Here is a 15,192-nt window from a genome sequence, read left to right on the forward strand (position 1 = left end):
CCGCCGTGCCACCTCCCGCAGGGACACCAGGGACACCAAGGGCAGGACGTACGGCTCTCCTTCACACCAAGGGCGGGGCGGACGGCGCTCCCGAGGACTCGGCGGCCCGCTGTAGGGCACTGGCCAGCAGGGCCAGGTCCGTCGGGCCGTTGCCCAGCTCGCGCAGCGGGCGCCGGGCCGGCGGGTCCCCCATCCGCTGCCACTCCAGCGGTACGACCGTCGGCCGCAGGGTGGAGGTCCGGGGTATCCGGCCAGTCACCCGGCCCACCTGGAACGGGGTCGAGGAGCCGTCCTCCGCGCGGTGCAGCCGCCCGCGGCCCGGCGGTACCGGCTCCGACAGGTCGGTGGCGGGCCCCAACTGAACGCGCAGACCGGCCCGTTCGCTGGTCGCGGTGTCGGCCGTACGCTCCGGATGGCCGGTGGCGGCGATCAGATGGACGCCCAGCGTCGCGCCGTCCCGGGCGACCGCCTCCAGAGCGCGCACCACGGAACCGGCGGCGGGCCGGCCCGTGCTGCCCAGCGCCGGGGACACCAGGGCGTCGAAGTCGTCTACGAGGACGAAGAGGCGCGGCATCGGCGCCGCCGCCTCCGCGTCGTCGGCGGACGGCGCGGGGGCGGCGGTCGCCGACACGGCCCCGCCGGACGGCGCCCCGTAGGCCGGCGCTCCGCTGCGCGCCCGTAGGCGGAGCGTCCCGGTGGTCGAGGCGGACGCCGGGGAGCCGCTCGACGCCGTCCCGGGCGGGCCGGGTGACCGGTCGGATGCCGTTGACGCCGAGGGGCCGGCTGACGGCGAGGGGGGCGGCGTCGAGCTGGGTGTGGGGCCCGGGGAGAGCGGGGGCGTCGTCGCGGTGTCCGCCGATGTGCCTCCGCCGCCTCCCTTCTCCTTGTTTCGGCAACGATTACGGAGAGTGATGAGTTCCTGCTCTTCGCTGCCGCCGTCATGGTTACTGCTTTCGGATGAACGCCGCGGCGCGATGATGCGCGGGGCCGGCAGATGTTTGGTGCGCCACTCGGCGAACGGTGTCCCGGCCAGTATTTCGGCGCGCCGCTTCAGTTCGGAGGTCAGCGCCTGCGCGAACTCCCGCATCCGGACCGGGTCCGAGGCGGCGAGATACGTCGTGACATGCGGCAGGTCCGTACACACCCGCAGGCCCTCGCCGCGATCGCTGCCGCCGCCGTCCACCAGCACCATCGACAGCAGATCCGGGCGGTCCGCGGCGGCCAGCGAGGCGGCCAGCGAACGCAGCAACTCGGTCTTGCCGGTGGCCGCCGCGCCCTCCACGAGGAGATGCGAACCGTCGGCGGCGAGATCGGCGGCAAGCGGGCCGTGCGGACCCGCGCCGAGCACCGCGGCGACGCTCGGCCGGTCGCTGTCCAGGGCGGCGGCCCAACGGGCCATCAGGGACGCGGGGGTGGCGCGGGCCAGCCCCAACTCGTCCAGCAGCCGGGTGGATTCGGGCAGCGGTACGGCCGCGCGGTGCACCGTACGGCCGCCGACCATCGTCGTCGTATCGGCCTCGCGCAGGGGCGCCAGCGCACGGGCGAACCGCTCGGCCCAGGCGTCGGAGACCGCGTCCAGCGTCGCGACCGTGCCGTTCGGCCCCGAGCCGGGCTGGACGACGCGCAGCGCGGTGGCGACATCGCCGCTGAGCACCGCCACCGCGCCGCATTCCCCGAAGGCGGGCGATGCCTTCCGGGCCGCCTCGTACGTCGCCGACAGCGGGGAGGAGGGGGAGGCGGCCGGGGTCTCCGCCAGACAGATCAGGTGGATTCCGGCCGCCGCGCCGCCCGATGCCAGCCGGGCCGCCGTCTCGCGCAGCGCCGACGACCCGAGATCGCCGTCGACGATCACAAGGGTGTACGGGCCCTGGTGGCGGGCGGCGGCGGAGGCGATCCCGGCGCGGTCGGCGCTGGGCCAGCCGGGGCCCAGCGGGCCGTCGTCCAGCCGCCGCACCAGCTCGGCCGTACGGGCCGTGGCCTGCTCCTTGTCGTAGGCGAGCAGCAGCCGGCAGTCCTGGCCGTGCGCCGGGCGGACGTGTGGCAGCCAGCCGAGCCAGGACCAGTCGGCGATCCGCTCTTCGGTGCTGCGTGCGCGGTCCGTGCTGATCAGGACGATTTCGAGGGTTCCGGGGGAGTGCAGCGCGGCGAGCTGGGCGACGGCGGAGCGGGCCAGTCCGGTCAGCCGGGCGCGCGGCCCGGCGAGACCGAGCGAGCCCGCTCGGCGCAGTTCGACGGTGACCGGCACGGCGTCCCGGCCACCGGATTTGGCGGCGGTGCCGAGCCGGACGGTCAGTGCGTCGGGGTGGTCCTGGCCGCGCTCCCAGAGGCGGGGGCCGGGCCCCAGTGCCGTCAGCAGGATCGAGGCGGCATCCGGCCAGCGTTCCGGCGCGGCGGACCCGGGGGAGGGGACGGCCTCGGCCGCGGGCGACGGGGGCGGCTCGGATGCCGGGCCCGCCACCGGAGCCGGGACCGGCGCCGGGGCGGCGGCCGGCTCTGCCGCGGACCGGCCGCCGGTCAGCCGCCGGGCCCAGGCGCCGATGCCGCCACGCCGCGCGCCCTTACGGGACACCGCGTCGGCCGGGGCCAGTGCCTGCTGCCCGCCGTGTGTCAGATCCTGCGCGCCGGATGGGGGTCCCTCTTGCTCATGGGGGTCCCCCCTGTTCGAGCGGAGCCGAGAACTTGGGGGAGCAGCCGAGAGCTTGGGGGATCTGTCCTGAGTCCGCTCCCGGACGCCGGACCCGAAGTCCTGGACGCCGGGCCCGAATCCGTCCGTAGAGGCTTCGTGCTGGGGGGTGCCGTAGGGGGTGCCATGGTCGTGGCCGTAGTTGCGGTCGTGGCCGTGGCTCTGGTCGTGGTCCGGGAGTTCGGTGTGCTGAGGGGGGCCGGTGGGGGCGTCGCCCGGAGCGGTGCCGCGCAGCGGGGTGTCCCGGCGGGCCGGTCCGCTTCCCGGTGCGCAGGCGGGGGTGGGGGGCGTACCGGCGCTCCGCCCGTTTCCGGCTCCCCGCACCTCGGCGCCGTAGGGGTCGTACGGGCCATCCCAGGAGTCCGGGGCGGCCGGGTGGCCCGCAGGGGACGCGCCGTCGGCTTCACCGGTCCGCGAGTGCCGTGCGCCGCTCTCGGGGTGGCCGGATCCGTACGCCCCGGGCTCGTGGCCCTCCGGGGCGGGCCACTGCACCACGGCGCCGGAGGACTCACCGCCCCCGGACGGCACGGAGAACTGCGGCCCCGCCGGGCTACTCATCCCGGCGTCCGCCTCCTCGGAGCCGTACGACGGCTGCGCGCCCCGAGGGGCGTACGACGCCTGTGTCCTCCGGGGGCTGTGCGACGACAGCGAGCCCTCGGGGACGTGCGGCGGCTGCTTGCTCTCGGAGCCGTCGGAGAGGTATGTCGGCTGCGCGCCCTGGGGGACGTGCGATGCGTGGCCGCCCTCAGGGCCGTAAGACCACAGAGCCTCAGGGCCGTACGACGACGGGGAATCCTGTGACGACAGCGAGCCCCGCGACGCCTGCTGCCTGCCCGCCGCCCCGTGACCATCGGGCCCGTCCGTACGCCCCGCCGCGATCCGCGCTGCGGCGGCCGCATCGGAGCCTCCCCGGAAGCCGCCGGCCGCCGCACCATCCGCAGCTCCCGCCCCGAAGCCACCGGCCCCACGACCCCGGGTCGTCCCCGCCCCAGGCCCCCCGGCTCCAGAACCCCTCACCGCTCCCACGCCCGTCCCGCCCGTCGTGCCCGGAGCGATCCGCAGATGGCCCTCCCCATCGGGTGTGGCCTGCAGCGCAGGATCCGGGGAGCCGGGGGACGCCTGGAGCCGGAGCGCCGATTCGCCGACCCGGAGCAGGGCGCCGGGCCGCAGCGGGGTGGGCCGCTCGCCGAGGTCGGTGCCGTCGACGGAGGTGCCGTTCGTGGAGCGCAGATCGGCGACGAGTACGGAGCCGTCCGGCTCGACCGTCACGGCGCAGTGCAGCCGGGAGACATCCGGGTCGTCGAGGGGGACGTCCGCGTCGGCGGAGCGGCCGATGCGGATCTGGCCGCCGTGGAGCAGATGGACGCCGCCCGCGTCCGGGCCCGAGACGACGCGCAGCCGGGCCGGGCCGTGCGGCAGGCCGTGCGCCGGGCTGGGGCCGGGGCCGTGGAGGGAGAGCACCGCGCCGTCGATCAGCGGTGGCTCACCGATCACCGCGCGCTGCGGATCGAGCCGCTCGGTCCCCGCGTACAGGGCGACGGGGGAGCTGCCACCGCCGCCGGGGCCGCTGCTTCTGCTGCCGATGTCCGCGCCGGGGCCGGCCACGGACGCCGCGAGCGAGCCGGCCACCGACGCCAGCGCGGTCCCGGCAGGGGCCGTCACGAGCACGTCGCAGGCCCGTGTGGTGTGGCCGCTGCGCGGCCCGAGGACGGTCAGCCGGATCTGCATCGCCGTCAACGGTCCCTTCTGCCGGGGAATCCGGCCGGGGCCGCGCTTTCGCGCTTCCCCCCGCCGCACCCGAGCACGTCGGCACGTACAAGTCCCTGGTGCACGTCGCGACAAAGACCGCGCGCCCCCACCGCATGCGTGCTGGGTGCATCCTCGCACCTGCCACTGACAACACGCCCGTCGACCGTCACTCCGTGATCTTGATTGGTCTTCCAAGGGACAAAAAGTGCCTGCTTGCGCGAGCGGAACGGTCTGATTCCGAATCGTCGTGATCGACGGCGGGGGCGTACGCGGCCGGACGGCGCGGTAGCCGCGCTCCTCCGCCCGCCCCCGGGCAACCATCTGCCCGCCACACACGTCTTTCCGACAAGCCCCGCCCGTCCGGCAAGCCGAAAGGCTTGTTCGACGGCACTACAGTGGGGCGAACGGGCCGCGAGCTGACCCAGCGGGCCAGGCAAGAGAACCACCACGACCAGGGAGCGCATGACGTGCGGCCGGTAGGCAGCAAGTATCTGCTTGAGGAGCCGTTGGGCCGCGGCGCCACGGGCACCGTCTGGCGCGCGCGTCAGCGGGAGGCGGCCGGGTCCGAGGCCGCCGTGGCGGGGGAGCCCGGTGAGACGGTCGCGATCAAGGTCCTCAAGGAGGAGCTGGCGCACGACGCGGATGTGGTGATGCGCTTCCTCCGGGAGCGCTCCGTTCTGCTGCGGCTCACCCACTCGAACATCGTCCGTACCCGTGACCTCGTCGTCGAGGGCGATCTGCTGGCCCTGGTCATGGATCTGGTCGACGGCCCTGACCTGCACCGTTATCTGCGTGACAACGGTCCCTTCAGCCCCGTCGCCGCCTGTCTGCTCACCGCCCAGATCGCCGACGCCCTGGCGGCCAGCCACGCCGACGGTGTGGTGCACCGCGACCTCAAGCCCGCCAACGTCCTGCTCTCCGGGGCGGACGGCACCGGCGAGATGCACCCGATGCTGACCGACTTCGGCATCGCCCGGCTCGCCGACTCCCCGGGCCTGACCCGTACCCACGAATTCGTCGGCACCCCCGCCTATGTGGCGCCGGAGTCCGCCGAGGGTCGCCGGCAGACCTCCGCGGTGGACGTCTACGGTGCCGGCATTCTGCTGTACGAGCTGGTCACCGGCCGTCCGCCGTTCGCCGGGGCGACCGCCCTGGAGGTGCTGCACCGCCACCTCAGCGAGGAGCCGCAGCGCCCCAGCACGGTGCCCGAGCCGCTGTGGACGGTCATAGAGCGCTGCCTGAGCAAGCAGCCGGGGCGGCGCCCCAGTGCCGAGAACCTCGCCCGCGCGCTGCGTACCGTCGCGGCCGGCATCGGGGCGCACGCCACCCCGGACAAGGCGGAGGCCGCGCTCGGTGTCGCCGCGCTGCTCGCGCCCGACCCGGCGCCCGCGACCGTCCCCGGGACGGGCACCGACGCCGGTCAGGGCACCGGCGACGCCGACCCCACCCAGGCCCTCCCGTCCCACGCCGGCTCCTACGACCCGACCGCGGCGACCAGCGTGCTGCCGTCGTCCGGCGCCCCGGGGCGCGGCCAGGGCGACGCCGAGCCGACCCGCGCCATGCCGCCGATGCCCCCGGGGCCGCCCTCGGGCGGACCGCAGGAGCCCGAGGGGCCCCACCCGTGGGAGTCCCAGATGCGGGCCGCCCGCGACCGCAACGAGCAGACCCAGGTCCAGCAGTTCCTGAACCCCGAGGACGACCCGCTGCGCCGCGCTCCGCAGCGTCGTCCGGCCCCGCAGCAGCAGCCGCAGTACCGCCGGCAGCAGGCCCCGGCGCCGTACACCCAGCAGCCGCCGCAGGCCCCGCAGCGCCGTCAGGAGCCGCCGCCGCAGCGCTACGAACCGCAGCGCCCGCCCGCCCCGGAGCCCCGGCCCCGCCGCGAGCCCCGTCAGCGCAGCGCCAACCCGATGAAGATCCCCGGCCTGGGCTGCCTCAAGGGCTGTCTGTTCGTCGTGATCATCCTGTTCGTGGCGAGCTGGCTGATCTGGGAGCTGACCCCGCTCCAGGAGTGGGTCGGCACGACGAAGGGCTTCTTCGCCCAGATCGCGGGGATCTACAACAACGTGTCGGACTGGGTGCAGAGGCTGAATCAGTAGGCGTGTGTGCCGTCGGCCCGGTCCGTGCCCCTCGGGGTGTCCTTCGGACGTGCCCCGCAGACGTGTCCCACGGGCCGCGCCGGTCGCTCTGACGTGCAGCAACGTCGATTTATCGACTTCCAACGGGCGATTTCCCCCACAGAAGTGAAGGTTGCCGCCAACCAGGGCACCGAACCCCCCGGCACCCGCGTAGCTTTGACGCCAACCTCAGCCCCCGCGGGACGCCCGGGGGCCCGACACGTCGGAGCAGTCTTGGCACGGAAGATCGGCAGCCGGTACACCGCTCACCAGATCCTGGGGCGCGGCAGTGCCGGCACGGTATGGCTGGGCGAGGGTCCCGAAGGGGCCGTGGCCATCAAGCTGTTGCGTGAGGATCTCGCCTCCGACCAGGAGCTCGTCGGCCGCTTCGTGCAGGAGCGGGCGGCGCTGCTGAGCCTGGACCACCCGCACGTCGTCGGCGTCCGCGATCTCGTCGTCGACGGCAACGACCTGGCACTGGTCATGGACCTCGTACGGGGCACCGATCTGCGCACCCGGCTGGAGCGCGAGCGCCGGCTGGCCCCGGAGGCCGCCGTCGCCATCGCCGCCGACGTGGCCGACGCGCTCGCCGCCGCGCACGCCGCCAGGATCGTGCACCGGGACGTCAAGCCCGAGAACGTCCTCCTGGACATGCAGGGCCCCCTCGGCCCCGGTGGCGCGCACCCCGCGCTGCTCACCGACTTCGGCATCGCCCGCCTCGTCGACTCGCCCCGCACCACCCGCGCGACCAAGGTCATCGGCACCCCCGACTACCTCGCACCGGAGATCATCGAGGGCCTCCCGCCGCGCGCCTCCGTCGACGTCTACGCGCTGGCGACGGTCCTGTACGAGCTCCTCGCCGGCTTCACGCCCTTCGGGGGCGGCCACCCCGGGGCCGTACTGCGCCGCCATGTCACCGAGAGCGTCGCGCCGCTGCCCGGTATCCCCGACGAGCTCTGGCAGCTGCTGCTGCAGTGCCTGGCCAAGGCCCCCGCCTCCCGGCTGCGCGCGCCCGAGCTTGCCGCCCGGCTGCGTGAGCTGCTGCCCGGCCTGGCCGGCATCCCGCCGCTGGACATCGACGAGCCGGACGCCGAGCATCCCGGGAACGAGGCGGACGGCGCGGCGTCCCCCGGGGCGCGCGACGAAACGCTTTACCCCCCGGTGGCACCGGGCGAGGCCACCCCGCCGCGCGGCGCGGTGCCGCTCGTCCAGGGCGCCGTGCCGGACTCCAACCGGGAGACGCACACCAGCATGCGCGTCCCGGGCCCGGACGAGCTCGCGGGCGGCGCGCACGGCACCGCGCGGGCCCCGCGCGCCACCGGCGAGCGCCGGGCGGGCTCGGCCCGGCACCGCTCGGCCCCGGAGGCGGCGCGCCGCCGGCGGATCAAGCTCGGTGCGGCCGCCGCCGCGGTGGCGGTGGCCGCCGGCATCGCCGTCGTCGTCGCCTCCGGCGACGACGACCTGGGTGACGCCAAGCCGGGCGTCCACCAGCCGGGACCGGAGGTTCCCTGACCTCCGCTGCGCTGTGCCTGAGCCCCACGTTCTTGACTGTCCGGCCGTTGCACCTGCGGTGGGCTGTTGCCGCTGCGCGGGGCTGTTCGGCAGCGGCGCCGGACCTCCGGACTCCGTCCTGCGGTCCAGCACCTCCCGAGGGGGTGGAAAGAAGACTGGTGGGGTACACGTAGCCGGTCATGTGCCCCCCGTGGTCGCGATCACAGGCACCCGACAGACGACATGTGTCCCACCGGCCCCTACCACCCACCGTCGGGAGGATGGGGTACCTCCCCTGCCCTTCAGGCTATGGGGGAGGGCCGCAGGACGGAGTCCGGAGGCCCGTCACCGCACCCGAAAAACCCACGCCCGCCGCAGGCGAACCCCTCACGGCGGGAAAGCCGAAAACGGCGCACGCCCGCCGCAGGCGCAACCCCCACGGTGGGACAGCCGACGACGTGGGGCGCACGCCCGCCGCAGGCGAACCCCACGGCCGGACGGCCGACAACGGCGAGCACCAAGACGGCCCAGGCAAAGCGCAGCGGACACCCGTTAGGCTGGGTGCGTGGCAGTCGTCGATGTTTCCGAAGAGCTGAAGTCCCTCACCTCGACCATGGGGTCGATCGAGGCCGTCCTGGACCTCGACAAGATGAGGGCCGATATCGCCGTGCTTGAGGAGCAGGCCTCGGCGCCGTCCCTGTGGGACGAGCCGGAAGCGGCGCAGAAGATCACCAGCAAGCTCTCCCACCTCCAGTCCGAGGTGCGCAAGGCGGACTCCCTCCGCTCCCGGATCGAGGACCTTGAGGTGCTCTTCGAGCTGGCCGACGCGGAGGCCGACCCCGATGCCCGCGCCGAGGCGGAGGCCGAGCTGGCCGCCGTGCGCAAGGCGCTGGACGAGATGGAGGTCCGTACGCTCCTGTCCGGCGAGTACGACGAGCGTGAGGCGCTGGTCACGATCCGGGCCGAGGCGGGCGGCATCGACGCCGCCGACTTCGCCGAGCAGCTGCAGCGCATGTATCTGCGCTGGGCCGAGCGGCACGACTACAAGACCGAGATCTACGAGACGTCGTACGCGGAGGAGGCCGGCATCAAGTCGACGACCTTCGTCGTCCACGCCCCGTACGCATACGGCACGCTCTCCGTGGAGCAGGGCACCCACCGCCTGGTCCGCATCTCGCCGTTCGACAACCAGGGGCGTCGGCAGACGTCCTTCGCGGGCGTCGAGGTGCTCCCGGTCGTCGAGCAGACCGATGTGGTGGAGATCCCGGAGACCGAGATCCGGGTCGATGTCTACCGGTCGTCCGGCCCCGGCGGGCAGAGCGTCAACACCACGGACTCCGCGGTGCGCATCACGCACGTCCCCACCGGCATCGTCGTCTCGTGCCAGAACGAGAAGTCGCAGATCCAGAACCGCGCTTCCGCGATGCGCGTCCTCCAGGCCCGGTTGCTGGAGCGTCGCCGCCAGGAGGAGCAGGCCAAGATGGACGCGCTCAAGGGCGACGGCGGCAACTCCTGGGGCAACCAGATGCGTTCGTACGTCCTGCACCCCTATCAGATGGTCAAGGACCTGCGGACCGAGTTCGAGGTCGGCAACCCGACGGCCGTGCTGGACGGTGACATCGACGGCTTCCTGGAGGCCGGTATCCGCTGGCGCAAGCAGCAGGAGAAGTAGGAGAAGTAGGGGGATCAGGACCCCGGGCCCCTGCCGGGTCGCTGCCCTCCCCGGCCCTTCCGGGTGCTTCCGGTCCCTTCCGCCATTTCGGCAGGCGTAAACAGGAGACACAGGAGACAACTGCCCCTTTTGGGAGGGCGGTTGTTTTTTGTTGTGGCGGTTAGGTCACAGTCGTACGTCCATGTAACGCCCAACTCGCGTCAATTCGGACATCGAGCCTTTAATCGACCTTGACGATGTTGGGAGAACTGGGAAGGGTGGGCGCGGCATGCGTATGTCTGGGGCGCGTGCGTGAACGGGGAGATTGAGTGGCCTGCCTCCTGTGCGGCGCCGTGACTCGGGTACCCCGCGATCGGCCAGTCGCCCCGTACAACGATGCTCCATTGACGAGTTCAGCTACTGGGGGTAGCAGGCACATGACGAAGAAGACGCGGCTGCGCGTAGCGCGTATAGCGGCCGGTGCGGTGATCGCGGCCGGTGCGTCGCTCACCGCTGCTGGCGCCGCCTCGGCGGCCGGTCCGGGCGACAGCGGCCCGAGCCAGGATGGCGGTTTCATCGGCGGCATCATCGGCGGGCTCATCGGCGGCGGCGACTCCGGCGGTGACACGGGCGGTGACACCGGTGGCACGGACGGTGGCGTGACCGGTGGTGACACCGGCGGCACCGACGGTGGCGTGACCGGCGGCGACTCCGGCGGCGAGATCGGCGGCACGGACGGCGGCACCGACGGTGGCGTCATCGGCGGCACGGTCGGCGGCACCGACGGCGGTGTGACCGGTGGTGACTCCGGTGGCACCGATGGTGGCGTGACCGGTGGCGACACCGGCGGCACGGACGGTGGCGTGTCCGGCGGCGACTCCGGTGGCGACACCGGTGGTGACACGGGCGGCGACACCGGTGGCCAGAACAGCGGTGGCCAGTCCGGCGGCAACAACGGCGGCAACGTCAACGGCGGCCAGAACAGCGGCGGCCAGTCCGGCGGCAGCACCACCGGCGGCGACGACACCGCCGGCACCACCGGTGGCAGCGACACCACCGGCGGTGACAGCACCGGCACCGGCACCGACAACGAGAACACCCAGCCCGTCGAGCAGCCGGGCCAGGGCAAGGAGCAGATCTCCGACACGCCTGGCCCGGCCAAGCAGCAGGCGAAGGGCGGGGAGCTGGCCGAGACCGGTGCCTCCGGTACGACCTTCCTGCTTGTCGGCGCGGCGACGATGATCGCGGGCGGTGTGGGCTTCCGCGTCCTGCCCCGTCTGATCAACAAGAACGCCGGCGGCGCGGCTGCGGCCTGACGCCGATACGCGCACACACAAACGAAGGGCCCGGGACGCAGTGTCCCGGGCCCTTCGGGGTTCCTGGGGGCCGACCACCGGTTTCACGGGCCTCAACGGCCGCGCACCGGTCTCAGACGACTTGGTGGAGCAGCACACCGACCGCGACCAGCGCGATCAGCAGTGCCACCAGCATCACGGGGTTGAGCTGGGTGAAGAACCCGCCCACCTGGTGCTGAAGCTGTGCCCTGCTGGCCCGGCACACGGGGCAGCGGCCCTCGCTCACAGGGGCCGCGCAGTTGGCGCACACCAATCGGTCGTACGTCATGCCGACCTCCTTCTTCACTGCGCCAACGCACCGGAAGGCGCATTGGTTCCCTCTCCCACTGTGCCAGGTCCGCGGCGGAACGGCGCGTCCCCCGGAATCCCGCCCGGAATCCCGCCCGGATTCCACCCCGGATCCCCACGGAACCCGAACGGAAATGTGCTCCTTTTGTCTGGTAGATGCCATGAAGAATCGCACCAACCACCGGCCATGACTGCACCGGAACGCGAGGTTCGCGTAGGGTCACGCACACCGACGGGAGCCGCAACCCGGCAACCCGTGCCCCTACCCAGGTCGACCGTGGTGCATCAGTGATCCGATTCGACAACGTCTCCAAGACCTACCCGAAGCAGACTCGCCCCGCGCTCAGGGACGTCTCCCTGGAGATCGAGCGCGGCGAGTTCGTCTTCCTCGTGGGTTCCTCGGGCTCCGGTAAGTCCACCTTCCTGCGGCTGCTCCTGCGCGAGGAGCGGGCCAGCCATGGCGCCGTGCACGTACTGGGGAAGGACCTCGGCAAGCTGTCCAACTGGAAGGTGCCGCAGATGCGGCGCCAGGTCGGCACGGTCTTCCAGGACTTCCGGCTGCTCCCCAACAAGACGGTGGGGCAGAACGTCGCCTTCGCGCTCGAAGTCATCGGCAAGCCGCGGGGGCAGATCCGCAAGACGGTTCCCGAGGTCCTCGAACTCGTCGGCCTCGGCGGCAAGGAGGACCGTATGCCGGGTGAGCTCTCCGGTGGTGAACAGCAGCGCGTCGCCATCGCGCGGGCCTTCGTCAACCGCCCGATGCTGCTCATCGCGGACGAGCCCACCGGAAACCTCGACCCGCAGACCTCCGTCGGCATCATGAAGCTGCTGGACCGGATCAACCGGACCGGTACGACGGTGGTCATGGCCACCCACGACCAGCAGATCGTCGACCAGATGCGCAAGCGCGTCATGGAACTCGAAAAGGGCCGGCTCGTCCGCGACCAGTCGCGCGGCGTGTACGGCTACCAGCACTAAGCGTGTACGGCCCCCAGCACTGAAAGGACGCCATGCGCGCCCAGTTCGTCCTGTCGGAGATCGGCGTCGGTCTCCGCCGAAACCTCACGATGACCTTCGCCGTCATCGTCTCCGTCGCCCTGTCGCTGGGCCTGTTCGGCGCGTCGCTGCTGATGCGCGACCAGGTCAGCACGATGAAGGGCTATTGGTACGACAAGGTCAACGTCTCCATTTTCTTCTGCAACAAGAACGACGCGGCCGCGGGCACCAACTGCGACAAGGGCGCGGCCACCCAGCAGCAGAAGGACGACATCAAGGCCGAGCTGGAACGGCTGCCGATCGTGCAGAAGCCGGTGCAGTACGAGTCCAGCGACCAGGCGTACAAGCACTACAAGGAGCAGTTCGGCGATACGCCCGTCGCCGGACTGGTCACGCCCGACCAGCTTCCGGAGTCCTTCCGGGTCAAGCTCAAGGACCCGACCAAGTACGACGTGATCAAGTCGGCGTTCTCCGAACGGCCCGGTGTGCAGGAGGTGCAGGACCAACGGGACACCGTTGAGCCGCTCTTCAACCTCCTCAACGGTATGAATCTCGCCGCGCTGGTGGTGATGGCGCTGATGCTCATCGTCGCGCTGATGCTGATCGTCAACACCGTGCGGGTGTCGGCGTTCAGCCGAAGGCGGGAGACGGGAATCATGCGGCTGGTGGGGGCGTCCAGCTTCTACATCCAGATGCCGTTCATCCTGGAAGCCGCCATCGCGGGCCTGCTCGGCGCACTGTTCGCGTGTGTGCTGCTGGTCGGCGGCAAGTACATCCTCGTCAACAACTGGCTGGCCGATAAGATCCAGGTCATCAACTTCATCGGCTGGGATTCGGTGGCCGCGGTGCTGCCCCTGGTGCTGCTGATCGGCCTGCTGATGCCCGCGCTCGCCGCCTTTTTCGCGTTGCGCAAGTACCTCAAGGTGTGAGCTTTGCCAAGGGGCGCCGTACGGTCAACTCGCCGTACGGCGCCCTTTTCTCGCCTAGACTCACCGGCATGTCGGGCCCGTGTTCGTACGACCGGCCTCGCCGCATCCGCCGCGGGGCGGCCCTGACGTTGGTCTTCGCGAGCGTGCTCGCCACCGGCGCGGCGACCGGCACCTGGAGCGACAGCGCCGAGGGCGCCGCCGGGGCGCGGGGCCCCGGGCCGACCGCCGCCGGACTCGCCCCCACCGACCGGACCGCGGACCGTACGGACGTCGAGCGGGCCGCCTCCCAGGCCTTCGAGGACGGCAAATCCGGCTCGAAGGCCGCCGACGAGGTGGTCAGCCGCAGCGGCGACCGCTGGTCGGCGATCTACACACCCGGTGAGTTCGAGGACTTCCAGCGTCAGTTGGACGGCCGGTACATCGGTGTCGGCCTCTGGCTGCGGCAGGCGGCCGGTGGCCGGATAGTGGTGTCCAGGGTCCAGCCGGACAGCCCCGCCGCTCGGGCCGGGATCGCCGTCGGCGACCGGCTGCGCGCCGTCGACGGCCGGGCCTCCCAGGGGCGTCCGGTCACCGAGGTCGTCGGTCGGCTGCGCGGCGACGCGAAGGGCCCGCACGGCCCGTCCGCCGCGGCCGGCACCCCCGTCGAGCTGGACCTCCAGCGCGGCGACCGCCGCTGGCGCACCACCCTGTACCGCACCCGCCTCAGAACCCAGAACGTCACCACCGCCCGCCCGGCCGGCGCCGACGGCCCGACCCGCATCAAGATCACGGCGTTTGCGAAGGGCACCGGGGAGGAGGTGCGCAGGGCGGTACGCGGCGCCTCCCCGCACGGCGGGCTGCTCCTTGATCTGCGGGGCAACACCGGCGGGCTGGTCACCGAGGCCGTCGCCTCCGCCGCCGCCTTCCTGGACGGCGGCCTCGTCGCCACGTACGACGTCCGCGGCAGCCAGCGCGCGCTGTACGCCGAGCCTCCCGGAAATCCCCGGATCCCCCTGGTCGTGCTGGTGGACGGCGGCACGATGAGCGCGGGTGAGCTGCTGGCCGGCGCCCTCCAGGACCGCGGCCGGGCGGTCGTCGTCGGCTCGCCGACCTTCGGCAAGGGCTCGGTGCAGATGCCCCGCGAGCTGCCGGACGGCTCGGTCGCCGAGGTGACCGTCGGCCATTACCGCACCCCGTCCGGCCGGGCCGTCGACGGCCGGGGCATCACCCCCGACCTGATCGTCGGGGACGGGGCGGAGAAACGGGCCCGCACAGTATTGAGTGGCCTCGGCACCGGTGCGTAGTGCGAAAATGGCGACACGATGACTAAGCAGACCAAGGACACAGGCAAGGGCAAGGACAAGACCCCCGGGCGTCGGCTGATCGCACAGCACAAGAAGGCTCGGCACGACTACCACATTCTGGACACCTATGAGTGTGGCCTGGTACTGACCGGCACCGAAGTGAAGTCGCTGCGGCAGGGGCGGGCGTCGCTGGTCGACGGATTCATCCAGATCGACCGTGGCGAGGCATGGCTGCACAACGTGCACATCCCCGAATACGCGCAGGGCACGTGGACCAACCACAGCGCCCGACGGAAGCGGAAGCTGCTGATGCACCGCGTGGAGATCGACAAGCTGGACTCCAAGAGCCAGGAGACCGGCCACACGATCGTGCCGCTGTCGCTCTATTTCAAGGACGGACGGGCCAAGGTCGAGATCGCGCTGGCCAGGGGCAAGAAGGAGTACGACAAGCGGCAGACGCTGCGGGAGAAGCAGGACCGGCGCGAGGCGGAGCGGGCGATCTCGGCGGCGCGGCGGCGTCAGCGGGCCTGACAGGGCTTTCCGACGGGGCTTCCCGGCTACCGTCGGGGAATACGCTGGCACCGTCGTGCGTTGTTCACGTACGATGGCGGCGCACCCCAGGAGGGTGTGCGACACCTTGGGGTGAACTGGGC

Annotated in this window: 10 protein-coding genes; 8 read left to right on the forward strand and 2 right to left on the reverse strand. The window is 72.4% G+C overall.

Going from position 1 to position 15,192, the window contains the following annotated elements:
• Positions 1 to 61 precede the first annotated feature (61 nt).
• Entirely contained in the window at positions 62 to 4,411 is a 4,350-nt protein-coding gene (locus K9S39_RS27620; RefSeq protein WP_248868993.1) for an FtsK/SpoIIIE domain-containing protein, read from the reverse strand.
• A gap of 488 nt (positions 4,412 to 4,899) precedes the next feature.
• Between K9S39_RS27620 and K9S39_RS27625 the strand changes: the two genes are divergently transcribed.
• The 4 genes from K9S39_RS27625 (at position 4,900) to K9S39_RS27640 (ending at position 11,004) form a co-directional block, all read left to right on the forward strand.
• Positions 4,900 to 6,528: a serine/threonine-protein kinase gene (locus K9S39_RS27625; RefSeq protein ID WP_248866008.1), complete on the forward strand. Its 1,629-nt coding sequence runs from the start codon at positions 4,900 to 4,902 to the stop codon at positions 6,526 to 6,528.
• A 252-nt stretch (positions 6,529 to 6,780) separates the two neighbouring features.
• Positions 6,781 to 8,058 (forward strand): serine/threonine protein kinase, encoded by a 1,278-nt coding sequence (locus K9S39_RS27630; protein ID WP_248866010.1) that lies wholly within the window; start codon positions 6,781 to 6,783, stop codon positions 8,056 to 8,058.
• A gap of 544 nt (positions 8,059 to 8,602) precedes the next feature.
• On the forward strand, positions 8,603 to 9,709 hold the full coding sequence (gene prfB / locus K9S39_RS27635; RefSeq protein ID WP_248866011.1) for a peptide chain release factor 2: 1,107 nt from the start codon (positions 8,603 to 8,605) through the stop codon (positions 9,707 to 9,709).
• A gap of 416 nt (positions 9,710 to 10,125) precedes the next feature.
• A complete protein-coding gene (locus K9S39_RS27640) occupies positions 10,126 to 11,004 on the forward strand; it encodes an LPXTG cell wall anchor domain-containing protein (protein WP_248866013.1) in 879 nt (292 codons plus the stop codon).
• Between the two features lie 112 nt (positions 11,005 to 11,116).
• Here K9S39_RS27640 and K9S39_RS27645 read toward each other — a convergent pair whose 3' ends face one another.
• Complete coding sequence (locus tag K9S39_RS27645; protein ID WP_248866015.1) at positions 11,117 to 11,311, reverse strand: hypothetical protein; 195 nt, start codon at positions 11,309 to 11,311, stop codon at positions 11,117 to 11,119.
• A 308-nt stretch (positions 11,312 to 11,619) separates the two neighbouring features.
• On the opposite strand from K9S39_RS27645, the gene ftsE reads away from it, so the two are divergent.
• The 4 genes from ftsE to smpB all read left to right on the forward strand — a co-directional run bounded on the left by ftsE (position 11,620) and on the right by smpB (position 15,070).
• Complete coding sequence (gene ftsE / locus K9S39_RS27650; RefSeq protein ID WP_248866017.1) at positions 11,620 to 12,309, forward strand: cell division ATP-binding protein FtsE; 690 nt, start codon at positions 11,620 to 11,622, stop codon at positions 12,307 to 12,309.
• 32 nt (positions 12,310 to 12,341) lie between these two features.
• Positions 12,342 to 13,256: a permease-like cell division protein FtsX gene (gene ftsX / locus K9S39_RS27655; RefSeq protein WP_248866019.1), complete on the forward strand. Its 915-nt coding sequence runs from the start codon at positions 12,342 to 12,344 to the stop codon at positions 13,254 to 13,256.
• 68 nt (positions 13,257 to 13,324) lie between these two features.
• A complete protein-coding gene (locus tag K9S39_RS27660) occupies positions 13,325 to 14,539 on the forward strand; it encodes a S41 family peptidase (RefSeq protein WP_248866021.1) in 1,215 nt (404 codons plus the stop codon).
• 18 nt (positions 14,540 to 14,557) lie between these two features.
• Entirely contained in the window at positions 14,558 to 15,070 is a 513-nt protein-coding gene (gene smpB / locus K9S39_RS27665; RefSeq protein ID WP_248866022.1) for an SsrA-binding protein SmpB, read from the forward strand.
• The last annotated feature ends 122 nt before the right edge of the window (positions 15,071 to 15,192 follow it).

This window comes from Streptomyces halobius, assembly GCF_023277745.1.
In the GTDB taxonomy this organism is placed as follows: Bacteria; Actinomycetota; Actinomycetes; order Streptomycetales; family Streptomycetaceae; genus Streptomyces; species Streptomyces halobius.

What these genes read in the sequence shown, in the direction of transcription:
- K9S39_RS27620 (WP_248868993.1), bottom strand. Translation starts at nt 4,411, where the DNA reads ATGCAGATCCGGCTGACCGTCCTCGGGCCGCGCAGCGGCCACACCACA.
- K9S39_RS27640 (WP_248866013.1), top strand. Translation starts at nt 10,126, where the DNA reads ATGACGAAGAAGACGCGGCTGCGCGTAGCGCGTATAGCGGCCGGTGCG.
- K9S39_RS27645 (WP_248866015.1), bottom strand. Translation starts at nt 11,311, where the DNA reads ATGACGTACGACCGATTGGTGTGCGCCAACTGCGCGGCCCCTGTGAGC.
- ftsX (WP_248866019.1), top strand. Translation starts at nt 12,342, where the DNA reads ATGCGCGCCCAGTTCGTCCTGTCGGAGATCGGCGTCGGTCTCCGCCGA.
- K9S39_RS27660 (WP_248866021.1), top strand. Translation starts at nt 13,325, where the DNA reads ATGTCGGGCCCGTGTTCGTACGACCGGCCTCGCCGCATCCGCCGCGGG.
- smpB (WP_248866022.1), top strand. Translation starts at nt 14,558, where the DNA reads ATGACTAAGCAGACCAAGGACACAGGCAAGGGCAAGGACAAGACCCCC.